Origin of the sequence: Mycobacterium sp. GA-1199 (assembly GCF_001500045.1) — a bacterium.
In the GTDB taxonomy this organism is placed as follows: Bacteria; Actinomycetota; Actinomycetes; order Mycobacteriales; family Mycobacteriaceae; genus Mycobacterium.
In genome coordinates, this window is the sequence record NZ_LQIX01000012.1 from 84998 (window position 1) to 111826 (window position 26829).

General features: G+C 68.5%; 21 protein-coding genes. 9 read left to right on the forward strand and 12 right to left on the reverse strand.

Going from position 1 to position 26829, the window contains the following annotated elements; genetic code table 11:
- Positions 1-5 precede the first annotated feature (5 nt).
- The 5 genes from AU198_RS09425 to AU198_RS09445 form a co-directional block, all read right to left on the reverse strand.
- Positions 6-1796, reverse strand: coding sequence for a hypothetical protein (locus AU198_RS09425; RefSeq protein WP_197416072.1), 1791 nt, complete (start codon positions 1794-1796; stop codon positions 6-8).
- Positions 1780-2757, reverse strand: a complete 978-nt coding sequence (gene galE / locus AU198_RS09430; RefSeq protein ID WP_064348179.1) for a UDP-glucose 4-epimerase GalE — start codon at positions 2755-2757, stop codon at positions 1780-1782. Before galE ends, AU198_RS09425 begins: the two co-directional genes overlap by 17 nt.
- Before the next feature lie 64 nt (positions 2758-2821).
- Positions 2822-4117: an MATE family efflux transporter gene (locus tag AU198_RS09435; RefSeq protein ID WP_064347855.1), complete on the reverse strand. Its 1296-nt coding sequence runs from the start codon at positions 4115-4117 to the stop codon at positions 2822-2824.
- The gene (locus AU198_RS09440) at positions 4114-5445 is read right to left on the reverse strand and encodes a M1 family metallopeptidase (protein WP_064348180.1); all 1332 of its coding nucleotides are present in this window, start codon (positions 5443-5445) and stop codon (positions 4114-4116) included. The genes AU198_RS09435 and AU198_RS09440 overlap by 4 nt, the downstream gene beginning before the upstream one ends.
- The gene (locus tag AU198_RS09445) at positions 5442-9347 is read right to left on the reverse strand and encodes a Pls/PosA family non-ribosomal peptide synthetase (RefSeq protein ID WP_064347856.1); all 3906 of its coding nucleotides are present in this window, start codon (positions 9345-9347) and stop codon (positions 5442-5444) included. Before AU198_RS09445 ends, AU198_RS09440 begins: the two co-directional genes overlap by 4 nt.
- Before the next feature lie 290 nt (positions 9348-9637).
- Here AU198_RS09445 and AU198_RS09450 point away from each other — a divergent pair, with 290 nt between their 5' ends.
- Together AU198_RS09450 and AU198_RS09455 are read left to right on the forward strand one after the other, a co-directional pair.
- The gene (locus AU198_RS09450) at positions 9638-10645 is read left to right on the forward strand and encodes a TerC family protein (protein WP_064347857.1); all 1008 of its coding nucleotides are present in this window, start codon (positions 9638-9640) and stop codon (positions 10643-10645) included.
- A 45-nt stretch (positions 10646-10690) separates the two neighbouring features.
- Positions 10691-11083: a hypothetical protein gene (locus AU198_RS09455; protein WP_064347858.1), complete on the forward strand. Its 393-nt coding sequence runs from the start codon at positions 10691-10693 to the stop codon at positions 11081-11083.
- Here AU198_RS09455 and AU198_RS09460 read toward each other — a convergent pair.
- Entirely contained in the window at positions 11065-12216 is a 1152-nt protein-coding gene (locus AU198_RS09460) for a serine hydrolase domain-containing protein (RefSeq protein WP_064347859.1), read from the reverse strand. The genes AU198_RS09455 and AU198_RS09460 overlap by 19 nt on opposite strands.
- Positions 12217-12552: 336 nt before the next feature.
- Between AU198_RS09460 and AU198_RS26610 the strand changes: the two genes are divergently transcribed.
- A complete protein-coding gene (locus tag AU198_RS26610; protein WP_231744619.1) occupies positions 12553-12759 on the forward strand; it encodes a hypothetical protein in 207 nt (68 codons plus the stop codon).
- Positions 12760-12804: 45 nt separating this feature from the next.
- Complete coding sequence (locus tag AU198_RS26615) at positions 12805-13086, forward strand: hypothetical protein (protein WP_231744620.1); 282 nt, start codon at positions 12805-12807, stop codon at positions 13084-13086.
- Positions 13087-13156: 70 nt separating this feature from the next.
- Here AU198_RS26615 and AU198_RS09475 read toward each other — a convergent pair whose 3' ends face one another.
- From AU198_RS09475 to AU198_RS09485, 3 genes are all read right to left on the reverse strand, one after another.
- Entirely contained in the window at positions 13157-16441 is a 3285-nt protein-coding gene (locus AU198_RS09475; RefSeq protein WP_231744621.1) for a LuxR family transcriptional regulator, read from the reverse strand.
- Between the two features lie 113 nt (positions 16442-16554).
- The gene (locus tag AU198_RS09480) at positions 16555-17076 is read right to left on the reverse strand and encodes a 2-oxo-4-hydroxy-4-carboxy-5-ureidoimidazoline decarboxylase (protein ID WP_231744622.1); all 522 of its coding nucleotides are present in this window, start codon (positions 17074-17076) and stop codon (positions 16555-16557) included.
- Positions 17077-17158: 82 nt separating this feature from the next.
- Positions 17159-17644, reverse strand: coding sequence for an inorganic diphosphatase (locus tag AU198_RS09485; protein ID WP_064347861.1), 486 nt, complete (start codon positions 17642-17644; stop codon positions 17159-17161).
- A 114-nt stretch (positions 17645-17758) separates the two neighbouring features.
- Between AU198_RS09485 and dacB the strand changes: the two genes are divergently transcribed.
- The 5 genes from dacB to AU198_RS09510 all read left to right on the forward strand — a co-directional run bounded on the left by dacB (position 17759) and on the right by AU198_RS09510 (position 24039).
- Entirely contained in the window at positions 17759-19138 is a 1380-nt protein-coding gene (gene dacB / locus AU198_RS09490; protein ID WP_064347862.1) for a D-alanyl-D-alanine carboxypeptidase/D-alanyl-D-alanine endopeptidase, read from the forward strand.
- A complete protein-coding gene (locus AU198_RS09495; RefSeq protein WP_064348183.1) occupies positions 19126-20196 on the forward strand; it encodes an Rv3626c family coenzyme F420 biosynthesis-associated protein in 1071 nt (356 codons plus the stop codon). Before dacB ends, AU198_RS09495 begins: the two co-directional genes overlap by 13 nt.
- Positions 20175-21161, forward strand: coding sequence for a tRNA lysidine(34) synthetase TilS (gene tilS / locus AU198_RS09500; RefSeq protein ID WP_064347863.1), 987 nt, complete (start codon positions 20175-20177; stop codon positions 21159-21161). Before AU198_RS09495 ends, tilS begins: the two co-directional genes overlap by 22 nt.
- Positions 21148-21738, forward strand: coding sequence for a hypoxanthine phosphoribosyltransferase (gene hpt, locus AU198_RS09505; protein ID WP_064347864.1), 591 nt, complete (start codon positions 21148-21150; stop codon positions 21736-21738). Before tilS ends, hpt begins: the two co-directional genes overlap by 14 nt.
- Before the next feature lie 81 nt (positions 21739-21819).
- Positions 21820-24039: a molybdopterin-dependent oxidoreductase gene (locus AU198_RS09510; protein ID WP_064347865.1), complete on the forward strand. Its 2220-nt coding sequence runs from the start codon at positions 21820-21822 to the stop codon at positions 24037-24039.
- On the opposite strand, the gene AU198_RS09515 is transcribed toward AU198_RS09510, so the two are convergent.
- Genes AU198_RS09515 through AU198_RS09525 form a run of 3 tightly spaced genes read right to left on the reverse strand, consistent with a single transcriptional unit; the run spans position 24036 to position 26784 of the window.
- Positions 24036-24782 (reverse strand): SIMPL domain-containing protein, encoded by a 747-nt coding sequence (locus AU198_RS09515; protein WP_064347866.1) that lies wholly within the window; start codon positions 24780-24782, stop codon positions 24036-24038. The genes AU198_RS09510 and AU198_RS09515 overlap by 4 nt on opposite strands.
- A 10-nt stretch (positions 24783-24792) precedes the next feature.
- Positions 24793-25818 (reverse strand): zinc-binding dehydrogenase, encoded by a 1026-nt coding sequence (locus tag AU198_RS09520; RefSeq protein WP_064347867.1) that lies wholly within the window; start codon positions 25816-25818, stop codon positions 24793-24795.
- On the reverse strand, positions 25819-26784 hold the full coding sequence (locus AU198_RS09525) for an alpha/beta fold hydrolase (protein ID WP_502689279.1): 966 nt from the start codon (positions 26782-26784) through the stop codon (positions 25819-25821).
- Positions 26785-26829: the final 45 nt, after the last annotated feature.

Genomic DNA, 26829 nt, shown 5'->3' on the forward strand with positions numbered 1-26829 from the left:
GACCGCTACTTCGGTGCCAGGAATCCGACGGGACCCGAGGCGATGCACACCGACAACGCGGCCGTGTTCGCGCGGACGTCGATCGCGTCGCCCGCACCGGGTAGCCGGACGAACACCTGGTTCAGGCCCGGTCGCACCGGCACCTTGACCTCGTGTCCCTCCGACAGCGACATCGTCATCGAGCCGTCGCTGTTGGCCAGGTAGTTGATCTCTGCCGTCCAGTCCGCGGGCAGAAGCGGACCGTCCAACGGCATACGGGCCGGAGCATCCGGCTGCACCAGGTATCCGCAGTCCGGGTGCGGTCCGGGCACGATCGCGCGAACCCAGGTGACCTTCGCGTCGACCACGCGACCGGCGTGGTCGAGCATCCGTAATTCGGTTGTGGTGACGGAGAATTCGGGACGCTCGCGCACCAGCGCGAACATGTGGCTGGCCCGGTTCTCGGGTCCGACCACCCGCTGCAGAACCATCGGGTCGACCTCCTGGTCGAGCATCGGCGCATCCGATTTCCGGCTCGCGTCGGCCAAGCCCGACAACGCGTTCTGCAGATAGGCCCGTGCCGGGTTGTCGCGCCACACCGTCAGGAACGTGGCCGTCGAGTACACGCTGCTCGCCACGAATGCCGCTGTGAGAGAACTGATCACCGCTGTTCGGGGCCACGACGCATCAAGCCACTGCGCTCCCTCGCGCTTCGGGGCGCACAGCCCAACGGCCGCCAACAGCGCCAGCACGATGACGAGGTCGGGCAGGTAACGCAGCGTCTGCGCCAACTCCAGCGCCGTGAACTGTGATGAGCGCATGAGGTAGATCGGGATTTGGCAGGCCATCGCGTATCCCGCGGCCACCAACCAGACCGCGGCGATCCGCCGCTTGCGCAGCACCGTCACCGCGACCACCGCGGTCAGGGTCACCCAGCCCAGCACCATCACCGTGGCGGGCGGGGTGGCCCACGGCGATGCCGGAGCCCACCGTTGCCAGTCCCACGGGCCGCCGACCAACCCCGGCACGATCCCGTGCGTCACCGACCTCGCGAGCAGGTCCCACGTCATCGCCAGGTCGAAGCTCCACCGCTTCTGGTCGACGACGATGAGGTACACACCGACCCAGCCGACCGTGACCACCAGTGACGGCACCCAGAACCGAATGCCACGACCCCACACCGCTTTCAACGATCCCGCGCCGGTCACGTAGAACAGCAGAGCCGTCACTGTGAATGCGACGAACGGAATGACGGCCGCCTTCTCGAAGAACAGCAGACCACCGATGTAGACCAGCAGAGCCGTCGTCGCGTAGCGCCTGTCACCGGTGCGCACCAGATGGATCGCGTCTCCGCAGACCCACGCCAGTGCCGCCAGCATCGGCAACGAGTTCAGCGCCGCCGCCCACCAGGCGAAGCCCGGCACGGCCAGCGGTGTGAACAACGCGAATATCAACGGCAGCAACAGGACTGGCCGCCACCCGAGGATGATGTGTAGCGTCCGCAGCAGCGCAAGCGACACCAGCAGCTGCAATACGACCAGGCTGATCGCCGGCCCGATCCAGTTCAGCGGCGCCAACAACGTGATGCCGCCGGCGACGAGGAACGCGGCCGGCATGACGTGGCCGTCGTGGTCGTCGAACAGGTATGCCGGCGAGAGCAGCGGTTGGGTGCCCGCGCGGCCGATCAGGATCAGGTCGTCCCAGTAGAAGTAGCCGCCGAATGCCAGCACCGCCCGGATCGCCAACTGCACGACGATCAGGACGGCGGCGGTGCGCGAGACCCAGTTGCCCAGCGCGAAGTTACCGCGGATAGGCATCCCCTGCTTGCCGGCGAGCGATCCACGCCGAACGCACCATCTCCTCCAGCGAATGTCGCATTCGCCAGTCGAGGTCGCGCGCGGCCAATTCACCCGATGCGACGATGCGGGCGGGGTCACCGGGCCGGCGGGGACCGACAGCCGGCTCGAAGTCGAAACCGGTCACATCGCGGATTGTCGTCATGATCTCTCGCACCGAGGTGCCGCTACCGCTGCCGAGGTTGTAGACGGGCTCGATCGGTTCATCGGCTTGAAGCCGTCGCGCGGCAGCGACATGCGCCAGCGCGAGGTCCCATACGTGGACGTAGTCGCGCACGCAGGTGCCGTCGGGAGTGGGGTAGTCGGCGCCGTTGATCCGCGGCGTCTCGTTGCGGCACAGCGTGTCGAAGACCAGCGGGAAGAGGTTGTGCGGGCTGACGTCGAACAGATCCGCTGAACCCGATCCGACGACATTGAAGTAGCGCAGGCTCGTATGCCGCAACCCGGATGCGCGTGCGGCATCGCGAATCATCCACTCGCCCACCAATTTACTGACACCGTATGGGGATTCCGGTGAAGTGGGCGTCTGCTCCGTGACGGTGTCGACGTCCGGGGTGCCGTATGTGGCTGCGCTGGAGGAGAACACCATCTTGTCGGCGCCTGCGGCCTCCATCGCCTTGAGCAGCGTGACCATCGCCGAGACGTTCTGCTCGTAGGTGTGAAGCGGCCGTTGCACCGAGACACCGGCGTACTTGAACCCTGCGATGTGGATGACGCCACCGACTCGATGATCCTCGAGCGTGCGGGAGACGAGTTCACCGTCGAGTAGGGTGCCGCGCACCAACGGAACCGTCGACGGGACGAACCGCTCGAGACCGGTCGAGAGGTCGTCGATCACCACCACACGCATGTCGGCGTCCGACAGTGCGCGCACGACATGGGATCCGATGTATCCCGCGCCGCCGGTCACCAGCCAAGTCATTCGCTCTTCCTCACCGTAGGACGGGGTCAGCATACGGATCGGCGGGCCGGGCTCCGAACCGGTGTCATGTCGCATGCACACGCGACAGCGCCAACAGGTGCACGGCAATACCCACCACCGGACCGCACACCAACGCGACCACGGTGCGCGTCTCCAGATCGAGCGGTAACAGCAGCAACAACGTCGACGCGACGGTCGCCGAAACCCAGCCCAGCGAATACGCGCGGTGCAGAGCCGCCGCCACCGCCGCGGCACCGGTGAGCGTGAGCAGTGACACCGCGATCGCACCGGCCGTCAACCAGGCCAGCAGTGCGCCGTCGGCACGGTATTCGCCGCCGAATGCGCTGCGCAGCAGCCACGGTCCGGCCGTCCACGCCGCGAGCACACCGAGCAGGCCCACACCGGTGACGATCACCGCGGGGCCGACGAGGGCACGCAACCGATGCGTGCGCTGGTCGACGAAATGGGCCACCAGGTTGCCCTGCATCGCCGTCAGCGGAACCAGCAGTGGGGCCCGCGTCAGCGTGACGGCCAGGATCACGATGCCGCCCACCGCGCCGAGATCGTCGGAGGTCGCCTGCAGCAGTACCGGAAACCCCATGACCAGGACGGCGGACGCACCCGCCGCGGTGATCGAATGCGATGCGCCCCGCAGGAACTCCGCGGTGCTCACGGGGGTGGACAGCCCCGCGGCCCGCCGGGTGGCGGGCGAGACGATCAGCATGATCAGCCACGCCACCGCACCGGCCACCGTGGCCCACAGATAGCCGGCCAGGCCCCAGCCGACCAGGAATGTCATGGTGGCCACCAGCAGCCGCAGGCCTGCGTCGGTCACCATCTGCGATCCGTACGCCGTCCATCTGTCCAGTCCGGCCGAGATACCGAGCAGCGTTGAGTGCAAGCAGAATCCCGCGAGCCCGGCGGCCAACAGCGTCACCGAAAGCCATCGGTACTCCACGAAGACGTGCTCGGACCACAGCGGAGAACTGAGCGCGATCGCGGCGGCCGATACCACCCCCACGAGAGCGCCCACTAACATCGGACGGCTACGCGGGCCCTCCCGTACTTCGAGGTGCAGCGTCACCTCGAGGTGCGCGGCGGACCGCACCTCCCTGGTGGCCTCCTGCAACAGCCCGCCGGTCGCCCCCGACACGAGGCCGAACGCTCCCCAGAACACCGCGAACAATGAGAACCCGGCGGGTTCGAGATCGCGGGCGGCCAGGTAGAGCACCGCGTAGCCGCACACCGCGATCGCGGCGGTGGCCACACCGACCCGGCCGACGCTGCCGCGCGCGGCAGGACCGGCCGGTGCTGCGGCGCTCGCGGTGACCGGATCGAAGGGTGCGCCCGCATCGGTCACGGTGCGTCCAACTCGGGTAACTGGGGGGAGTACAGCCAGGCGTCCCACAGCGGGCGCAGCGACTCGTCGGCGTAATGCGATGCCAGGCCGGTGAAATCGTCGGTCACGACCGTGCTGTGCCGGTAGCGCGTCGTCCAGTCCCGTAGCAGCGCGAAGAAGTTGTCGTCCCCCAGGCGCCGCCGCAGCACGTGCAACGTCGTCGCCCCGCGCTTGTACACCCGGTCGTCGAACATGTCGCGTGGGCCGGGGTCGGCCAGTACGAGGTCTTGTGGCGAGTTCGCGAGCCGCTGGTAGTAGTGCCGCGCCCACTGTTCGGCGCTGCGGCCGCCGGAGTTCTCCGACCACAGCCACTCGGCGTAGCAGGCGAACCCCTCGTGCAGCCAGATGTGGCGCCACCGCTTGGCGGTCACCGAGTTACCGAACCATTGGTGTGCGAGTTCGTGCGCGACCAACCGCTCGGACCCGCCCTTGCCGTCGCAGTGGTTGGCGCCGAAAATCGAAATGCCCTGTGCCTCAAGCGGTATCTCGAGATCGTCGTCTGTGACCACGACGGTGTACCCCTCGCTGAGCGGATAGTCACCGAACAACCTGACGAACAGCTTCATCATCTGCGGTTGATGAGCGAAGTCGTGTTCGAAGTTCTCCCGCAACCGGTCCGGAAGCACCGCGTGGATCGCCACCCCGTTCTTGGCCAGCCGGTGTCGTTCGTACATTCCGACCTGTAGCGTGACCAGATAGGTCGAGGTCGGCTCGGGCAATTCGTAGGTCCATGTCGTCATCCCGGCCCGTGCTCGCCGGGAGACCAACTCGCCGTTTGCGATCACCCGGTACGGGCTCTCGGCGGCGATCTGCAGACGGAAGCTCGCCTTCGCGCTCGGGTGATCGTCGCAGGGAAACCAGGACTGTGCACCGTTGGGCTGGCCCGCGACCAGAGCGCCGTCACTGAGCTCCTCGAAACCGACATCGCCCCACATCGAGCGGTTGGGCTTGGGGGCGCCGCCGTAGCGTACGACGATCGTCATCGCCGCTCCGGGGGCCAGCGCATCGCGCAACGCGATGTGGAGCTTGCCTCCAGTTGTGCGGAACTGTTGCGGCCGTGCGCCGTTGACGGACACCTTCGTCACCGACAGCGTGTCGGCGAGGTCGAGGGTGAAGGTGCGTAGCGCCGCCAGTGTCACCGCGGTGATGGTCGCCGTACCCGTGAGCCGATTGATCGCGACCTTGTACTCGATGTCGAGTTCGTAGCGCGACACCCGGTAACCGAAGTTGCCGCTCGACGGTAGGTACGGGTCGATGACCGGTGTCGACTTCTTCTTGCTTCTCGTCACGCGGCGGTTTCTCTGGTCGAGGGTGCCGACGTGCCTGCGCGCTTCTTGCGCGGCGTGTGCCACGGCGCGATGGGGTTGCCCTGCCACCGGGTCGATGCGGGCACCTCGTCGCCGCGCATGACCAGCGAGGCCGGGCCGACGGTCGCTCCCGCGCCGATGCGGGCCGCGGGCAGCGCGACGCCGTGCGCGCCCAACGTCGAACCGCGCTCCAGCACAACGGTGTCCATCCGCATGATCCTGTCGTGGAACAGGTGCGTCTGCACCACGCACCCACGGTTGACGGTGGCACCTTCTTCGAGTGTCACCAGGTCGGCCTCGGGCAACCAGTACGTCTCGCACCAGACGCCGCGCCCGATCTCGGCGCCCAACGCCCGCAACCACAGGTTCATCACCGGCGTGCCGCCGGCCGCACGGGCGAACCACGGGGCGGCGACGGTCTCGACGAAGGTGTCGTAGACCTCGTTGCGCCAGACGAACGGTGACCAGAGCGGATGTTCGCCGGGAACGATGCGGCCGACCACAAGCCATTTCGCGATCACGGCGGCTGCACCGGCAACGACTCCGGCAACCAACAGCACTGCTCCGGCGCTCAGCGCGGTCCACCCCCAACCGGCTGCCACGGCCAACCATTGCAGGGTCAGCAGCACCGCCACCCCGATCCCGAAGGTCACGATCAGCGGCACGATCCGGCACGTCTCGACCAGAGCGCGCAGCAGCTTCAACCGCGCAGACGGGTGGAAGGTGCGCAGAGCGTCCGCGGCGGTCGGCTTGCGGCGCAACCGGACCGGTGGGCTGCCCAGCCACGACGAACCGGCCTTGGCCTTGTGCGGCGCCGCCGACAGCACCGCCACCAGGCCGTCGTCGGGAACCTTGCGGCCCGGCTGGGTGATACCGGAGTTGCCGAGGAACGCCCTCTTACCGATCGTCGCCTTCGCGACATGGATCCAGCCGCCGCCCAATTCGTAGGACGCCACCATCGTGTCGTCGGCGAGGAAGGCGCCGTCCTCGACGATGGTGAACTTGGGTGTGAACAGCGCTGTCGAGATCTCGGTTCCGCGACCGACTTTGGCGCCGAGCGCTCGCAGCCACACCGGTGTGAGCAGGCTCGCATACACCGGGAACAGATAGGTGCGCGCGGCGTCCATCAGCCGTTCGGTGGCCCAGATCTGCCATCCCGTACGGCTGCGCACCGGGTGATACCCCTCCCGTAACCCCAGCGAGAGCAGACGCACCCCGACCACCGTCAGCGCCGCGTACATCAGCGCGGCGACCAATGTCGCCGCTGGAGTCCACAACGCCGCGGGCGCGATCGCGGCCGTCACCGAATCCGTATGGCGCACGCCGTAACCGATCACGGCGAGTCCGGCCGCGATCGCGAGCAACGGCAACCCTGCCAGAACGATCGAGGTGACGCCGTAGACCGCGACCCACACCGGAGCCCGGGGCGGGCGGTGCTCGGGCCAGGGGTGACGGGCCTTGCCGGACTTCACCGCGGGCGAGCCCTTCCAGAACTGACCGTTCTTCACCTTGCCGACGACACCGGAACCGGGCGCCACATCGGCGTTCTTGCCGACGACGGCGCCGGGCAGCAGGGTCGTCCGTGCGCCGATCGTGGCGTCGTTGCCGACGGTGATCGGCCCGACGTGGAAGAGGTCGCCGTCGACCCAGTGGCCGGACAGATCGACCTCCGGTTCGACCGAGCTGCGGTGGCCGAGCTTGAGCATGCCGGTCACCGGTGGGGTCGAGTGGAGGTCCACGCCCTTACCGACCTTGTTGCCCAGTGCGCGCGCGTAGTACACCAACCACGGTGCACCCGCGAGGTTTTCAGCGCCGCCAGCCTCGGCGAGACGCTCTGCGAGCCACACCCTCAGGTGCTCCGGCCCACCTCGCCGGTAGGTGCCCGGCGCCAACCCGTCGAGGAGAAGCCGGGCGCACAGCGCCGCGATACCCATCCGGCCCAGCGGGGTGACGAACAGGACGAAGCCCACGCCGACCCACCACCAGTTCAGCGGTGCGGTCCACGGGACGAACCCGGCCACGACATTGTTGGCCAACGCCAGCCAGACCACCCACTGCAGTCCGGTCAGTGTGGCCAGCGGCAGCGACAACGCCACCTGCGCGGCCTGCGCCAGGCGCGACGTCGGCCTCACCGTGCGCGGACGCACCTGCGGCGGCGGATCGAGCTCGTCGAGGAAACCCGCGAGCGACCCGAGCCGTGGGTGGTCGTACAGGTCGGCGACGGTCACCTGCGGGTGGCGCCGCCGCAGGGCGGCGACCAGTTGCGCCGCCGACAACGAGCCGCCGCCGAGTGCGAAGAAGTCGGCTTCGGGTCCGTCCACCGGGGCGGCCAGCACATCGCGCCACAGACCGGCGAGCCAGCCCATCGTCCCGGTAAGCCCGGCTCCGTCGTCGTCACCGACGTCCACTGGCCACGGCAACGCGTCGCGGTCGACCTTGCCGGAGGTGCGGGTCGGGAGTTCGTCGACCAGGACCAGCCGTGGCACCAGCGCCGCGGGCAACGTCTCGGCCAGCGACACCCGCGCCTTGGCAAGATCGAACGTCGGGTCAGCACTCGCGATGTAGCCGACCAGAAGGGGCGTGCCCCCTGCGGTGCGGCGGACCGCGGCCGCGCCGCCGCTCACCCCGGGAAGACTGACCAGCGCGGTGTCGACCTCGCCGAGTTCGATGCGCCGCCCGCCGACCTTGACCTGATCGTCGGCGCGGCCCACGAAGTAGAGTCCGTCGGGCTCCAGCCGCACCAGGTCCCCGCTGCGGTAGGCGCGCTTCCAGCCGAGCGTCGGCATCGCCGCGTACTTCTCGGAATCCTTGTCGGGGTCGAGGTAGCGGGCCAGTCCCACGCCGCCGATCACCAGCTCGCCCACCGCGCCGTACGGCACGGGTTCGCCTTCGGTGTCGACGACGGCCAGGTCCCACCCGGCCAGCGGCAGCCCGATGGTCACCGGGTCACCGCCGGACAACCGGGCTGCGCACGCCACCACTGTCGCCTCGGTGGGCCCGTAGGTGTTCCACACCTCCCGGCCGTCGACGGCGAGCCGGTCGACCAACTCGGGTGGGCACGCTTCGCCGCCGAAGATCAGCAGCCGCACCGCCTCGAGCGCCTCGGCGGGCCACAACGCGGCCAACGTCGGCACGGTCGACACCACCGTGATGTCGCGCGCCACCAGCCACGGCCCCAGGTCCATACCGCTGCGCACCATCGAACGAGGAGCAGGTACCAGGCAGGCGCCGTGGCGCCAGGCCAGCCACATCTCCTCGCACGACGCGTCGAACGCCACCGACAACCCTGCCAGCACCCGGTCACCGGGCCCGATCGGGTTGTCCTGCAGGAACAACCGCGCCTCCGCATCGACGAACGCGGCCGCGCTGCGGTGGGTGACCGCGACGCCCTTGGGCGTGCCGGTGGAGCCGGACGTGAAGATGATCCACGCGTCGTCGCGGCCCAGTGGCGCCGCGGCCCGCCATCCCCGGGAGGACCCCGGCCCGCGCGACAGTCCGGCCCCGGTGATGACCGCTACGACGTTGGCTTCGGTGAACACCAGCTCGGCCCGCTCCTCGGGATCGTCGGCGTCCACGGGCACGTAGGCAGCGCCGGTGGCCAGCACGGCGAGGATCGCGACGTAGAGCGCGTAGCTCCCCGACGGCATCCGGATGCCGATCCGGTCGCCGCGGCCGATGCCCCGGGCGGCCAGCCACTGCACGCTGTCCTCGATATCGGTGATCAGTTCGGCATACGTGAGCTGGACGTCGCCGTCATCGATCGCGGGCGCCTCCGGGTAGCGCCCGGCGGTCTCGTAGAGGATGTCGATGAGCGTGCGCGGCTCCGGCGCGAGCTGGGACAACAGATATTCAGGTGGGACCTCCTGCCGCAACTCCCCAGTCACGGCTACAAAGCTACTCAGCCGGACCCCGGTGCCGCCCAAGCCGCACGCGTCGTCGCGATCACGATTCGGAACACCGGGCGCCCAGCTTCGAAAAGGCCGCAGCGGGAGGTTTGATTTCCCCCGCTTCCGGTCATTCGCCAGTACCTGGCAGAATCGCCTGCGGAGGGGAGTATTCCTTCGCCGCGGTGTCGTCATCACGTCGGCCGTCATCGGACGACCGGTGCTGCGGGCCGACACGAACGATCGTGGCGGTGGAAGAGACCTCCGGCGTTTTGACGACCGGAGGTTCAGTGAACGTTTCCACCCTCGAATGGGTCATCACGCTCAGCGTGACGATCGCCATCCTGCTGTTCGACGTCGTCGTGATCGGCCGGCGGCCGCACGAACCGTCGAAGCGGGAGACCGGGACTGCGCTGACCATCTACGTGAGCCTGGCCATCGCCTTCGGGATCTGGACCTGGTTCTTCCACGGCAGCCAGTACGGCGTCGAGTTCTTCGCAGGCTGGCTGACCGAATACAGCCTGTCGGTGGACAACCTGTTCGTCTTCCTGATCATCATGGCCAGCTTCAACGTGCCCAGGAAGTACCAGCAGCAGGCGCTTCTCGTCGGCATCATCCTGGCGCTGATCTTCCGCGGCATCTTCATCGCGCTCGGCGCCGTGGCCATCAACCAGTTCTCGTGGGTGTTCTACATCTTCGCCGCGTTCCTCATCTATACGGCGATCAACCTCGCCCGCGATACCGACCACGAGGACGATGGCGACAACATCGTGGTCAGATTCGCCCGCAACCACCTGAGCATGACCGACACGTGGGACGGCCTGAAGCTGTGGGTGAAGGAGAACGGCAAGCGGTTGATGACGCCGATGTTCCTCGTCATCGTTGCGCTCGGCACCACGGACCTGATCTTCGCGCTCGACTCCATTCCCGCCATCTACGGGCTCACCCAGGAGCCGTATCTGGTCTTCACCGCGAATGTGTTCGCGTTGATGGGCTTGCGTCAGCTCTACTTCCTGCTGGGCGATCTGCTCAAACGGCTGGTGTACCTGTCGCAGGGCCTAGCGTTCATCCTGGGCTTCATCGGCGTCAAGCTGCTGCTGCACGCGTTGCACGAGAACGAGTTGCCGTTCATCAACGGCGGTGAGCACGTGCCGGTGCCCGAGATCCCGACCCTGTTGTCGTTGGGCGTGATCATCGTGACGCTGCTCATCACCACCGCGGCGAGCCTGTACAAGACTCGCGTGCACGACGTGAAGAACGCGGCCGGCGAGACCTCGAAATCGTTGGATTCGCGCTGAGCGCAACGCTCGATCACCCCGCGAGCCATCTCCTAGCCTTGCCGGGTGCGCCTCTTCGTGACCGATGCCCCCGGCGGTGGCTGGGATGAACTGACCGACGGCGGCCCACCGCCCGTGCGCGTCGCGGCCAAGGACCTGCAGCATGCGCGGCGGGTTCGCGCGCGGGTGCGGGCCGACGGTGAGGTCGCGGTCATCCTGGACGTCGCGGTGGCTGTCGCGGCCGACTTCCGGTCCGTGCGCGACGCGCTGGAACCGGGCGACGGCGTGCGCTACGCAGGCACCGTCGACGGTCTCGCCGGCCTGATCGCCGACATCTCATCGGCCGAGGTGGCGGACGGCGTCACGCTCGTGCCGGTGTCGCCGCGCGACGACGTGCACGCGCTGGGGCGCGCGGTGCTGCATCGCCTGGAGTCACGTGCTCACGACAGGGCCTCGTAGATCAGCCGGGCGTATCGGTTGGTGCGTTCGGTCCCCGTGGTTCCCGGACCCATCCGGTTCATCACGTAGGCGAACGTCGCGCGGCGGTCCAGATCCATCGCGATCGCCGAGCCACCCCAGCCGCCCCACCAGCAGATCCTCCCCTGCGGAATGGCCGGAACGCTTTCCGGACACGGCAGCCCGAATCCGACGCCGAAGCGCAGCGGGACCATGAGCACCTGGTCGACGCCGTAAGACTGTTCGTCGAAGATCAGATCGATGGTCGCCGGACTGAGGAGCTGCACGCCGTTGGCCTTGCCGCCCAGCGCAATCGGCGACAGGGCACGGGCCAGCCCGCGGGCGTTGCCGTGGCCGTTCGCGCCACCGATGTCGGCGCGCCGCCACGCGGTCGTCTCGGCGATCGAGGCGACATCCTGGTCGGGCCGGATGGTGCCGAACGTCTTGATCATCGGATGGTCCTGTGGCAGTAGGTCGAACGGCAGCGCGAGAGGCGGGGGTGCGATGAGCTCGGCGATGCGGTCGTCGTCTTCGGGTCGCGCACCGATCTGGACGTCGGCGCCGAGGGGAGCGGCGATCTCGTCACGGACGAACTCCTTGAGCGACTTGCCGGTGACGCGGCGGATCACCTCGCCGATGAGGTGGCCGTAGTTGAGCGCGTGGTACCCCGACGCCGTGCCGGGGGGCCACCACGGCGCCTGACCCGCCAGGTGGCCGGTCGAACGCTCCCAGTCGAACATGACCTCGAGATCGAACGGCGCCTCCCAGCCGGAGACCCCGGACGTGTGGGCCAGCAGATGCCGAATCTCGATGTGCTGCTTGCCATTCGCTGCGAACTCCGGCCAATAGTCGGCGACCGCAGCGGAGGGGTCGAGCATTCCGCGGTCGATGAGCATCAAGGCCGCCAGCGCGGTGAGGGTCTTGGTGCACGACCAGAAGTTCACGATGGTGTCCTCGCGCCACGGCGTCGTCTTGGCGCGGTCCGCATGGCCGCCCCAGATGTCGACGACGCATTCGCCGTCGACGTCGACGGCGATGGAGGCACCCAGCTCTTCGCCCTTTGCGATCTCGTCGGCCAACGCGTCGGCGAGTTCGTCGAATCGACTGTCCCAACGTCCGTGAACGGTCTCCTGCATGGGCTCATCATGCCGCTGCCCAGCGGTTTTATGGACAAAACAGGCCTGATCGGCGCGCTTGTCCCGGTAGCTTGATCGACAGAATTGCCGAAGCAGGAGGCATGCGATGCACAGGTTCGCGACGGCCGTCGCCGTAGGCACGTTGATCCTGGGTCCGCTCGTGACGGCACAGTCCGCCGGTGCCGCCCAGGTGACCCCCGACCCGGTTGCCCCTGTCCCGGCGGTGCACGTCGAACCGAGGGTCCAAGCGTTCGACTGCCAGGGTACGACCGGGAACATGGGATGCGGTCCGGGCTGGTTCTGGCGTGACGGCTGGCGGGGTTGGGGGTGCTACCCATGCTGACATCGACGGCGGTCAAGGCCGCCTGCGCGGTCGCTGTGATGACGTTCGCCGTCGCGCTCGGAATGGGTTCGGCCGCAGCCCAATCCACCGACTACAGCACGCTGCCGGTCGATCCGAACTCGATCACCGACTCGTTGGCTTACACCGCCGCGCCGCTCGCCATCGATCCCGACGGGCAGCCCGATGTGAGGGCCGAGTAGACCCACCGCGAGGGCGGCACACGCCAGATCACGACCACCATCCTGGTGCTTGCCGATCCCGAAGCCGCTACGGCTGCACTGAACGGCGCGGCCGCCGACGTCGCCAACCAGCACTCACAACCCGTCGACGTGGGAACCGGCGGAACGATGGTCACCGGTACCTCGCTCGACGGCAGCGAGTCCGTGGCCGTGTTGACCTTCACCGAGGGCAACACCGCGACGACGATCGAATTCGAAGGTCCCGCAAACGATCCCGCACCGGCCGACCTCGTGACAGAGCTGGGTCAGAAGCAGGCCGCGGCGATCACGAACTGGCAGACGGCATAGCGCGTTGGCGACGAGCCGTTTGCACTAGCCAGCGGTCGCCACCGGCACCAGACTTGCGCACGAGCAAACCTCAGCCGTGTTTGGCTGCCTCCTGGGCAAGCTGCACTCGCGAGGTCAGGCCCAGTTTGGTGTAGACGTGGGTGAGATGGGCTTGCACCGTGCGCGGTGACACGAACAACCGCGCCGCGACGTCTTTGTTGCCGAGGCCTTCGCTGACGAGCCTGACGACCTCGAGTTCGGCTCGAGTGAGCGAGGCCCACCCGCTGCCGGGGCGCTTGCGTTCACCTCGACCGCGTTGTGCATAGCCGATCGCCTCCTCGATCGAAAGGGCGGCGCCCTCGGCATATGCGGAGTCGAAGTCGTTGTCGCCCACTATATTACGTACAACCGCGATGCGGACTGCGTCGTCGGCTTGCAGGGCCTTGAAGCGCACGACTCCCATGCGCTGGCGAGCCGCCTCCGCGGCCCCGAGGAGACGTGCTGACCGGTTGCCGTCGGCCTCGGCCGCCGCGAACGCGAGGCAATCGAGGGCGAACGGAACGACGAACCCAACCCCGAGGCTGGTAGCCAAGTCGAGCGCGTCGTAGGCATCGCGTTCGGCGGCGACGAGTTCACCCTGCGCGATCTCCACCCGTGAGCGCGAGGTCAGCGCAACCGAGCGACCGCAACCCTTGGTCGCCGCCACGACGTCGTCGGCCCAGCGACGGGCCGCGGGCAGATCGCCGGATGCCAACGGCGCTAGGGGCGCCCAAACGTAGGTAGAGGCGATCTGGAGATCCATGCCGCTGCATCGCAGCGCCTCCTCGTACGCGGTGCAGGCCGCGGCCGCGTCACCCTCGGCGAGATGGCTGATGCCGAACGCGGTGTGGACGGGGCCCTCGTAGAACTCGAAGAGAGCGGACGCGCTGTGCAGCGCGGCCTCCGCCATGGCCGCGGCGCCGCCCGAATCCCCGATGTATGCGAGCGCGTATGCCTGCAGCACCCGTGCGTACATCGCGTCGTGGGCGGCAGCGGACGCCTCGGCTACCTGACCCATGCTGTCGGCGCCCCCGGCGGGGTCCACGCCGAAGATCTGCACCCAGGCCAGCGTTAATCGGCACTGACGCGAGACGAAACCGTCACCTATGGTCTCGGCAATCCGAAGGCCTTCTTCGGCGGCGGCCTGAGCGCGCGGGATCGAACCGCCACCGAGCAGACAGGAGGTGGCCTCGTGGGCCCTGATCTGCGCCAAGGTTGCCGAGTCGCCGAGGTCGCGGGCGATTCCGGCCGCGTCGGTGAAGTAGCGCTGCGCGGTCTCTGCGTCGATGGCCGCCCCGATGATCCCGCACGCGCCCAGCGCCTGCACCACCAGCAAAGGGTCACCGAAACCGCGCGCTGTCGCCAGGATTCGCTCGGCCTCGTCGAAGACGTCGGCCCTGCCCAGCTGGGCGAGCAACTGTGCCTTGCGGACCGACGCTCGAGCGAATACCGCCGAGAGGTCCGCTGTCTCGGGGCCGTGATCGGCCAGGGCGGCGCCGAGCCAGTTCAGTCCTTCCTGGATGCGACCTCGCGTCAGCCACAGCGGCTGCAGCGACGACGCCAATCTCAAGGCTTCCTCGGTGTCGGAGCTCTCCCGGCTCCATGCGAAAGCCGCTCGCAGATTGCCCATTTCGCCTTCCGCCCACTCCAGCCGCCGTTCGTGTTCGGCGTCCGTTGGTCCGTCGAGCAGAGCGGCCATCGCGGTGTAGTGATCGCGGTGGCGGGCTCGCACGTCGGTGCTTTCACGGGACTCGACGAGTTTCTCCTGCGCGTACTGGCGCACGGTCTCGAGCAGCCGGTAGCGGGTGCCCATGGGGCTTTCCTCGGCCACCATCAGCGACTTGTCGACCAGCAGCGTGAGCTGGTCGAGCACCTGATAACGCTCGCCACCGGCCACGGCCTGCGCTGCGTCGAGGTCGAACCCGCCGTAGAAGACCGCCAACCGGCGAAACAGCATCTGTTCGGGCTCGCTGAGCAACGCGTGCGACCAGTCCACTGAGGCACGCAGCGTCTGCTGGCGGCGCACCGCGGTACGCGCTCCGCCGGTCAGCAGCCGGAACGTGTCGTGCAGGCTAGTGAGGAGCTCAGTCGGCGACAACGCGCGGACCCGCGCCGCGGCGAGCTCGATGGCCAGCGGCAGCCCGTCGAGCCGGCGGCAGATCTCGGTCACGATGCGGGCGTTCTCGGCGGTGACACGGAAGTCCGGCTTGGTCCGGCGGGCGCGGTCGCCGAACAACTCGATCGCTTCGTCGTCCAGCGACAGCGACGGTACCCGCCAGCTCACCTCGCCGGTCACGCCGATCGGTTCGCGGCTGGTCGTCAACAGTGTCAGGGCCGGGCATGCGCTCAACAAGTCGGCGAGCAACTCGGCGCTCGCGTCGAGCAGGTGCTCGCAGTTGTCCACCAGGACTAACATGTGGCGGTCGCGAATGAACCGCCGCAGCACCTCGACCGTCGGCTGGCCAGGTTGGTCTGGTAGGCCGAGCGCGCGGGCGACGGCCACGGCAACCATGTCGGGGTCGGTGATCGGAGCCAGGTCGACGTACCAGACGTCGTCGGCGAAGTCGGTCGCAATGGTGGCGGCCACCTGCACCGCCAGCCGGGTCTTGCCCGCGCCCCCCGCGCCGGTCAGCGTGACGAGCCGGTTGCCGACGAGCGCCTCGCCGATCCCCGTGATCTCGGTTCGACGACCGACGAAACTGGTCAGCTGCACCGGAAGGCGCTCGGCGGCAACGGTCTTGGCGGTACGCAGCGGCGGGAATTCGTTGCGCAGGTCAGGATGGCACAGCTGCACGACGCGTTCCGGGCGCGGCAGGTCGCGCAGCGGGTGAGTGCCGAGGTCCAGCAACGTGACGCCGGCCGGAAGCTGGTCTACGACAAGTGCTTCCGTCGTTCCGGAAAGCACGGTCTGGCCGCCGTGGGCCAGCTCGCGCAACCGCGCGGTGCGGTTGATCGTCGGGCCGATGTAGTTGCCCTCGCCCTCCTTGTGGCTGCGCAGTTGGATGTCGCCGGTGTGTACGCCGATCCGCAGCTTGATCGGGGCCAGCGGGGCGCGCTGAAGCTCGAGCGCGCAGGCGACCGCGTCGGCGGTCCGGGCGAACGCAATCACGAAGCTGTCGCCCTCACCCTGTTCGACGGGCCGCACCCCGCCGTGAGTGGCGACGGCCTCGGCCAGGCACCGGTCGAGCCATTCGACGGCGATAGTCATCGCGTCGGGCTGGGTTTCCCACAGCCGCGTCGATCCCTCGACGTCTGCCAGCAGCAACGTCACCGTGCCGGTGGGAAGCTCGCTCATGTCCGGGCCGATTTCTGAGTTCGTGCAGCTCGTGTCGATCATGCTAGCCAGCATGCGGCGCCGTCGATCACTGAAACATCAGCGAAAATGCCGATTGTTTCGGCGCCGCCATGCGTATGGACGCCCCTTTTATCGCTGACGTACGGCCTGGTTCGTCACCAATTGTCGTAGCCGCCTTCGGGTCCCAGCATGCGTTCGAGCCGGGTCCGATTGATGCGGGCCAACTCGTTGCGGACGATCTTGCGCTCGGTCTCGATGTCGTTGTGCATCCGGTCGAGCATCGATGCCAGCACCCGCTCGGTGTCGTAGCCGTTGACGAACATCACGAACCCGAAGCCGAAATGTTCGAGGTATTGCTTCGACGCCTGACTCAGACGCTCCATCATCTCGGGCTGGTCACACCAGATCGCGCATTGCTCAGCGGCCGACTTCTCGCTGCCCGGCCGCCGCCCGATGTCCGGGTAGGCCTGCAGGATGGTGTCGATGGAGTCCTCGCCGAGGCTGAACAGCAGCGCATCGGCTTCACGGAACAGCGAGTCGTGGTCGGGGTACGGTCGCCCGCGCGCCAGATCCGCGGCCAAGGGCACGCTGTAGCAGCATTCGTAGACGGCGTGGACGGCCCTGCGCATCGGCATCGCGTTGAACGCTTCGAGACCGATTCCCTGATGCATCAACACGACAGCAATGATCAGTCGCGGGAAGAACGCCCGGGTTACGTCACGTTACGGGGAGGAAAAATCAGCGCCCGCGTAAATCCGTTCAGTGGGCCTTATTGAACCGCTCGATCGACGCTTGAACCTCAGCCTCGGCCTCCGAGCGGCCGACCCAGTCGGCGGCCTTCACGTACTTGCCCGGCTCGAGATCTTTGTAGTGCACGAAGAAGTGCTTGATCGCCTCGAGTTCGTAGGTAGGCACGTCGCCGAGGTCTGCGATGTGCTCCCAGCGCGGATCGTCGGCAGGCACGCACAGGACCTTGTCGTCGCCGCCGGCCTCGTCGGTCATCCGGAACATGGCCACCGGGCGGACCTCCACGATGCAACCGGGGAACACGGATTCGGGCAGCAGTACCAGGGCGTCGAGTGGGTCGCCGTCCTCACCGAGGGTGTTCTCGAAGAACCCGTAATCGGTTGGATAGGCCATCGACGTGTACAGGTAGCGGTCCAGCTTCACCCGGCCGCTCTCGTGGTCCACCTCGTACTTGTTGCGGGAACCCTTGGGGATCTCGATCACTACCTCGAACTGCACGGCCGCGGCTCCTTGCCCTGTGCTCTTGTCTGGGTCGTCCGGTGATAACGCGGGTCAACCTTAATCGAGGGATACGCTGCTGTACGGGGGCGGTCTGGTTTGAGCAGGAGGATTATGCGGCCCAGTCAGTGGCGCCGATCCACGCACGTGGCGATCGGCGCGGCGGTATTGCTGCTGGTTGCCGTGGTCGTGCTGGTCGCTGCGCTGGTGACGGCGGGGCCGTCGACCGAAGCTTCTGCGGGTAAGCCGACGCCCCCGGCCGCGACCGCGAACCCCGGCGTCGTACCGGTGGCCGACTCGGCACCCAGGCCCGTCCCGGACCTGCTGGCGGCCAAGCTGGCCCCCGTGCTGGCCGACCCGAACCTCGGTGACCTCACCGGCCGCGTCACCGATGCGCTGACCGACACGGTGCTGTGGGAGCAGCGCGCCGACGTGCCGATGCAGCCCGCGTCGACGAACAAGTCGCTCACCGCCGCAGCGGCTCTGCTGACGCTGGACCGTGATGCCCGGCTCACGACGCGGGTGTTCAGTGGTTCCAGGCCCGGGGTGGTGGTGCTCAAGGGGGGCGGCGACCCGACGCTTTCGGCGGCGCCGGCCGGCGAGGACACCTGGTATCGGGACGCCGCGCGCATCAACGACCTGGCCGAACAGGTCCGGGGTAGCGGCATCGAGGTGACCTCCGTGCAGGTGGACACCAGCGCCTACAGCGGGCCGACGATGGCGCCGGGGTGGGATCCGCTCGACATCGACGGCGGCGACATCGCGCCGATGGAGTCGGTCATGCTCGACGGCGGCCGCACCCAACCGGTCAGCGTCGACTCGGCACGGTCCCGCACACCCGCGTTGGACGCCGGCCGGGCGCTCGCAGCGGCGCTGAAGATCGACCCGGCGAAGGTCACCGTGGCACCGGGCAGCGCGAGCGGCGGCAGGGAACTCGGCGCGGTCCAGTCGCCGCCGCTGATGTCGCGTCTGCGCGACATGATGAACGCTTCGGACAACGTGATGGCCGAGGCGATGGGGCGCGAGGTCGCCGCGGCACAAAACCGTCCGCAGAGCTTCGACGGCGCCGCGCGCGCGGTCCTCGGCGCACTCGGCGACGCCGGTATCGACATCACCGGCGCGAGGATCTTCGACTCCAGCGGCTTGTCCGTCGACGACCGGCTCACCGCCGAGACGCTGGACGAGGTGGTGCAGGCGGCGGCCGGAGACGAGCACCCCAAGCTGCGGCCCCTGGTCGACCTGCTGCCCATCGCCGGGGGCAGCGGCACGCTGTCGAACCGCTATCTGGACACCCCCGTCGTCAAGCCCGCCGCCGGGTTCCTGCGCGCCAAGACCGGCTCGCTGACCGGAACCAACTCCCTGGCGGGCATCGTCACCGACTCGAGCGGGCGGGTGCTCACGTTCGCGCTGATCTCCAACAACGCGGGCCCGACCGGACGCATCGCGCTCGACAACCTGGCCGCCACACTGCGAGCGTGCGGATGCAGCGCGTGAGCCCCTCGGCCAAATCCTCGCTGTCGGTCGGTCGCGCCGTCGACTGGGACTTCGCCGCCACCGTCGGTGAGAAGCTGGCTCGACCCGGTCCGGCGGCCACCGACTACACGCGCAGGCAGGTGATCGAACAGCTGGCCGAGGCGTCGCGCTCGGCCGAGCTTCCGGTGCGCGAGGTCACCGGGATGACCGAAGGTGGCGAGATCCCCGAGGCGCGAATTGTGGACCGCCCGCAGTGGATTCGCGCGGCCACCCGGTCGATGCGCGTGATGACGGGGGGCTCGGACAAGCCGGCGGGTGCGATCAGCGGGCGCATCACGGGGGCGCAGACCGGAGCGGTGCTCGCGTTCATCTCCTCGGGCATCCTCGGCCAGTACGATCCGTTCGGTCCCGGAGGCGGCGAATTGCTGCTGATCTACCCGAACGTGATCGCCGTGGAGCGTCAGCTGCAGGTGCAGCCCTACGACTTCCGGCTGTGGGTGTGCCTGCACGAGGTGACCCACCGGGTGCAGTTCCGCGCCAACCCGTGGCTCGCCGAGCACATGTCCGGTGCGCTGGCAGTGCTCACCGAAGAAGGCGCCGAGGACATCGCCGAGATGGCCTCCCGGCTGGCCTCGTTCGTGCGCAGCCGCCGCAGCGAATCGAACGGCGCTGTGCCAAATGCCAATTCGAGCGGCATGATCGGACTGTTGCGGGCGGTGCAGTCCGAACCTCAGCGTGAGGCCCTGGACAAACTGCTCGTGCTCGGCACACTGCTGGAAGGCCACGCGGACCACGTGATGGACGCCGTCGGCCCCGCGGTGGTGCCCTCGGTCGCCACGATTCGCAAGCGGTTCGACGAGCGGCGCCAGCGCAAACAGTCGCCGCTGCAGCGGGTGGTGCGGATGCTTCTCGGCATCGACGCCAAGCTCAGCCAGTACACCCGCGGCAAGGCGTTCGTCGACCATGTGGTGTCCGCTGTCGGCATGGACCGATTCAACGCCGTGTGGACGGGACCCGAAACATTGCCTCTGCCAACCGAAATCGACGAGCCGCACCGATGGATCGACAGGGTGCTGTAGCCGGGCTTCGCGCGGCGGTCGCGGCGTTCGACCGCGACTTCGGCGTCGGTGACAGCTGGTGCGTCGCGCTCTCCGGAGGCCCGGACTCGTTGGCGTTGACCGCGGTCGCGGCCGGCCTCAAACCGACCACCGCGCTGATCGTCGACCACCAACTGCAGCCGGACTCCGCCGCGGTGGCCGAGAACGCACGCAAGCAGGCTCTGTCTGTGGGATGCCCTGCGGCGCAGGTGATCACCGTCGACGTCGGCACGGCGGGTGGCCCCGAGGCCGCCGCGCGCACCGCGCGGTACCGCGCGCTGGACGCGGCACGCGGCGAACTGCCCGTGCTGCTGGGCCACACCCTGGACGACCAGGCCGAGACGGTGCTGCTGGGGTTGAGCCGCGGCTCCGGGCCGCGGTCCATCGCCGGTATGCGGCCGTGGGATCCGCCGTGGGGCCGGCCCCTGCTCGGCGTGCGGCGGGCGGTGACGGAGGCGGCGTGCGCCGAGCTCGGCCTCATCCCGTGGCAGGACCCGCACAACTCGGACCGCAGGTTCACCAGGGTTCGCCTGCGTGAGGAGGTGCTGCCGCTTCTCGAAGTCGTTCTCGGTGGTGGGGTCGCCGAGGCCTTGGCCCGCACCGCGGACGCTTTGCGCACCGACACCGACACCCTCGACGAGCTGGCCGACCGCGCCTTGACGAGGCTGCGTCACGACGAAGCGCTCGACGGGGCGGAACTCGCCCTTTTGCCAGAGGCGCTGCGGCGCAGGGTGATTCGCCGGTGGTTGCTCGATGGAGGCGCCGCCGGGCTGACCGACAAGCAGATCCGCGCCGTCGACGCCCTCGTCATGGCGTGGCGGGGCCAGGGCGGGGTGGCGGTCGGCTCGCCCCTGCGTGAACGACGGCTGATCGCGGGCCGCCGGGGCGGCATGCTGACCCTGCACACGGAGCCGGTCCGAACCATGAAAAACTGTGCCCGTGCCTGAGCGATCCGCCGATTTGTACACCGGTGACATCAAGTCGGTACTGCTGTCGTCCGACGAGATCCAGGCGAAGATCGCCGAGCTCGGCGCCCTGATCGGCGAGGAGTACCGCGACACCGTCGCCGCCAACGGCCAAGATCTCCTGCTGGTGACCGTGCTCAAGGGCGCGGTCTTCTTCGTCACGGACCTGGCGCGCGCGATTCCGTTACCGACCCAGCTGGAGTTCATGGCGGTCAGCTCCTACGGGTCGTCGACGTCGTCGTCCGGCGTGGTGCGCATCCTCAAGGACCTCGACCGCGACATCAACGGCCGCGACGTGCTCATCGTCGAGGACATCGTCGACTCCGGGCTGACGCTGTCGTGGTTGCTGCGCAACCTCGCGACGCGCCATCCCCGATCGCTTCGGGTGTGCGCGCTGCTGCGCAAGCCCGACGCGGTGCGCGCCGACGTCGACATCGCGCATGTCGGTTTCGACATCCCCAACGAGTTCGTCGTCGGCTACGGCCTGGACTACGCCGAGCGCTACCGCGACCTCGACTACATCGGCACGCTGGACCCGAAGGTGTACGAGCAGCACTGACCGCTCCGCGAAGTTGCGGTCCAGCAGCGAAAGTGCGAGTAGAGACCTGCCGGAATTCAATTTCGGCGCAAGATAGGGGACATGCGCGAAACAGCCCTTCGCATCTGCCCGCTGTGCGAGGCCACCTGCGGCCTGGTCCTCACCATTGACGACGGTCGCGTCACCGGTGCCCGCGGCGACCGCGACGACGTGTTCAGCCACGGCTTCATCTGCCCGAAGGGTGCCAGCTTCGGTGAACTCGACAACGATCCCGACCGGCTGGCCCGGCCGATGGTCCGTCGTGACGGCGTGCTGACCGAGACGACCTGGGCACAGGCGTTCGCTGCGGCCGCCGACGGGCTCGGCGGTGTCATCGCCGAGCACGGCGGTGCGGCCGTCGGCGTCTACCTGGGCAACCCGAACGCCCACACCATCGCGGGCGGGCTGTACACCCCGCTGGTCGTGAAGGCCTTGGGCACCCGGCAGGTGTACTCGGCGAGCACGCTCGATCAGATGCCCAAGCACGTCGCGCTGGGCCTGATGTTCGGCAGCCCCGTCGCGTTCACCGTGCCCGACCTCGACCGCACCGACTATCTGGTGGTCATCGGCGCGAACCCCCTTGTCTCCAACGGCAGCCTCGCGACCGCCGCCGACTTCCCGGGCAAGCTGCGCGCGCTGCGCAAGCGTGGCGGACGCCTCGTGGTTATCGACCCCGCCCGCACCCGCACCGCCGAACTCGCCGACCGCCACCTCGCGCCGCGGCCCGGCACCGACGCGGCGCTGCTCCTCGGGATCGTCCACGTGCTGTTCGACGAGGACCTCGCCGACCTGAAGGACCTCGAAGGCCACGTCGACGGTGTCGACGAGGTCCGTGCGCTCGCCGCCGACTTCTCACCGGACACGGTCGAGGCGTACTGCGGGGTGCCCGCGCACGACATACGCACGCTCGCACGCGAGCTCGCGGCGGCGCCGTCGGCCGCCGTCTACGGGCGGATCGGCACGTCCACCGTGGAATTCGGCACCTTGGGCAGCTGGCTCGTCGACGTTGTGAACATCCTCACCGGCAACCTGGACCGCCCCGGCGGCGCGATGTTCCCGCAATCGCCGATCGCGCCCGCGGCGCGGCCGCCGAGGCCGGGTCGCGGCTTTCTCACCGGGCGCTGGCAGAGCCGCGTGTCGGGCTATCCCGAAGCCCTCTCGGAGTTTCCGGCCGCGGGGCTGGCCGAGGAGATCGACACCCCCGGTGACGGGCAGATCAAGGCCATCATCACCATCGCGGGCAATCCGGTGCTGTCGGCGCCCGACGGAGACCGCCTCGCCAAGGCGCTGGACGGTGTCGAGTTCATGCTCAGCGTCGATCCGTACCTGAACGAGACCACCCGGCACGCCGACGTCATCCTGCCGCCACCTCCGCCGTCGCGCAGCGCGCACTTCGACATCGCGCTCAACGCCCTGGCGGTGCGCAACAACGCGCGATACTCACCGCCGGCCCTCCCGCTGACCGACCGGCCGGACGAAGCCGAGATCCTCGCGCGCATCGCCCTGATCCTCTACGGCCTGGGCCCCGACGCCGATCCGATGCTGGTCGACAATCAGGTGATCGCCGCGACGCTGGCCAAGGAGACCGCCGACCCGGATTCGCCGGTCGCCGGGCGTTCCGTCGACGAGATGACCGCGATGCTGCCGACGGCTCCCGGCTACGAACGGCGCCTCGACATGATGCTGCGCCTGGGCGCCTACGGCGATGCGTTCGGCGCCAACCCCGACGGCCTCACGCTGGCCGAGCTCAAGGCCGCACCGCACGGTATCGACCTGGGGCCGTTGCGACCGCGCCTGGCCGAGGTGCTGCGCACGCCGTCCGGCCGGATCGAACTCGCGCCGCCTGAGTTGACCGCCGACGTCGCGCGGCTGCGGGACGCGCTCGGCGTGCGCCCCGACGGGTTTGTGCTCATCGGACGACGGCACCTGCGTTCCAACAACAGCTGGATGCACAACCTGCCCGCGTTGTCGGGCGGGTCCAACCGGTGCACGCTGCGGATCCACCCCGACGACGCCGCGGAGCTCGGCCTGACCGACACCGCCGTCGTCAAAGGACCGGGAGGTGAGCTGCTGGCCCCGGTCGAGATCACGCCGGAGATGCGCCGGGGCGTGGTGTCGTTACCGCACGGCTGGGGTCACGACCGCGACGGCACGGGTCAACGGGTCGCGGCCGCCGCGCCGGGCGTGAACGTCAACCAGCTCAACGACGGCAACAATCTGGATCCGTTGTCGGGCACCGCGGTGCTCAACGGTATCCCGGTGGACATCGCGCCCGCGGGTTAGGTCAGCTCGTAGATCACGGTGACGTTGAAGCCGACGGCCTGCTGACCGGGCTCGATGGGGACCGCCGCCATTTCGGCGGCCGGGCCGCGCGGAGTCGGATACGGCGTCGGCGGCGACGAGGCGGGCACCTCCGATATCGAGATGACCTTGCCGAGGTCCAACTCGGCCAGGAGCGCGTACTGTTCGGCGCGGCTCTTGGCGTCGTTGAAGGCGCGGGCGCGCGCTTCGCGCACCAGTTGGGAATCGTCCTCGATCGCGAGCGTGACGTTGTTGATCCTCGTCGCGTTACCGCCCCGGCCCGCGATGATCCCGAACACCTGGGGCGCCGTGTTGAGCGCGCGGACCTTGATGTCGATCGTGTTCGTCGCCCGGTAGCCGTCGATGGTGTTGTCGCCGCCGCCGTACTGCGGCTGCACGCTCACCTCGGAGGTGTTGATGTCCTTGCGGTCGATGCCCGAGTCGACCAGTGCGTCTATGACGCCGCGCTGCAGTTGGCTGGTCTGGTTGAGCGCGGCGGCTGCGTCGGCGGCCACGACCTCCATCCCCGCGTTGATCGTCAGCGTGTCGGGCGCGCCGAGCACCTCACCGCTGCCCACGACCGTCACCTGGCGCTGTGTGTTGTCGTCGTCGTTGGTGAGGACGGGGGCGGCCGTCGCGTCACAGCCCGAGAGCAGGGCGACGAACCCCACCGCCGCGGCCGCGAGGATTCGGGTGGGCGTCTTCGCCCGGGCAGCGATTGGCATGGCTGGCACCCTACCGGCAGGGGGTCACCATGATCTTGCAGTGCATGTCGGGGTCGGCGAGTTCGTCGAATGCGGCGCCGACGCCTTCGAGTCCCACCTCGCCGGTGATCAGCGGCGAGACGTCGATGCGCCCGTCGGCGATGGCGCGCAACGTCTCCGCGAACTCGTTGTAGTCGTAGGAGTTGACGAACTGGACGTTGATCTCCTTGGCGATGCCGAACAACGGCGTGACGGTGTCGGGCTGCATGCACACCCCGGCCACCACCAGGCGGCTGCCCAACGGAGCCCTGCGCATCACGTCGTCGATGATCCCGGGAACACCGACGGCTTCGAAGATCACCGCCGGTGTCGCGCTGTCAAACGGAGAACCCTGCGCAGGATCGAGCGTGACCTGCGCGCCCATCGTCGCTGCGAGTTCCCGCCGGCGCACCGAGAAGTCAGCCGCCGCAATGCATTCGACACCCTTGAGTCGCAACGCGGCGATGATCGCGATCCCGATCGGACCGCACCCGATCACCAGCGCGGCCTCGCCGGGACCGATGTCGGACTTGTTGACGGCGTGCAGGCCCACGGCCATCGGTTCGGTCAGCGCGGCGTGCCGCGGATCGACGCCGTCGGGCACGCTCAGCAGCAGCGGCACGGACAGCAGCATCCTCTCCGCGTACCCGCCGAGCACCGTGTTGCTGGACATGATCGGTTCGAATCCCTTGGGCGACAACAACACCGGCAGTGACGTGACAAGAGTTCCCGGAGCGGGCGCCTCGGTGCCGGGACCGGCCTCGAGGACTTCGCCGCTGAATTCGTGGCCCATGAACACATCGCTGCCCAGGTCGACGGGCAGCCCGCCCTGTACCGGCATACCGGTGATCTCGCGGGTGAGCCGCACCATCTCGGCGCCGTGCTTGGCGAAGTGCAGATCGGAGCCGCAGATACCGCAGGCGCTGACCGCGACCAGAACCTGACCCTCCTGCGGAACCGGCTCGGGCACATCGTCGCGGACCATCATCTGTCCGTCTCGCAGCACGGCAGCGCGCATTCACCAATCCAATCGGTTCAAGAACTCCAGCAGCGCGGCGTTGACCGCGGCGGGCCGCTCCTGGGGCAGCCAGTGTCCGCCGTCGATCATCACCTCGCGATAGTCGCCCGCGACCAGTTCACGGGCGCGGTGGCGGGGGGTGTAGGCCATCGTGGGATCCTCGGTGCCGCCGATGAACAACGCGGGCACGTCGATCGTCGCGGACGGCGGGCTCTCGGTCTGTTCCCAGTTGCGATCGAAGCAGCGGTACCAGTTGAGCGCGGGGGTGAAGCCCGTGCGGCTGAACTCTTCGATGTAGTAGTCGATTTCCTCTTGGCTGATCCAATCGGGTAGATCGCCGGGCTCCGGTATGCGGGCCAGGAAACCCTCCGGTCCCGGCGCGGTCATCCGCTCAGCCATGAGCCCGTCCCTGGAAGCGGTGGTCGAGCCGATGAGCTTGCGGATGGTGATGGCGGGGTCGCGGTTCAACTCCGCGTCGGCCGGGCCGGGCTCCTGGTAGTAGAGGACGTAGAAGAACTTCTCGCCGAAGATGCGGCGGAACGCCTGCGTCGTGGGCACCCGCGAGCGCGGTACCGGCGGCGCGCATATGCCCACCGCGCCGGCGAAGCGGTCCGGGTGAAGCAGCGGTGCGCCCCACGCCACGGCGCCGCCGAAGTCGTGGCCGACGATGACCGCCCGGTCGGCGCCGACGTCGTCGAGCAGGCCGACGATGTCGGCGCTCAGATCAACGACGGTGTAGGCATCGACGGCCTCGGGTTTGGACGACCGCCCGTAGCCGCGCTGATCGGGCGCCAGCACGTGATAGCCGGCCTCGGCCAAAGCGGGCAGCTGATGGCGCCAGGAGAACCCCAGTTCGGGAAAGCCGTGGGCCAGCACCACCAGCGGGGCGCCCGGCTCGCCGGCCTCGAGCACCCGCAGGCGGACGCCGTTGGTGTCGACGAACCGCTCGGTAAAGGTCAGCACGATCAACACCCAAGCACTTCCGCGGCGCGAGTGTGGGCATAAAGCACG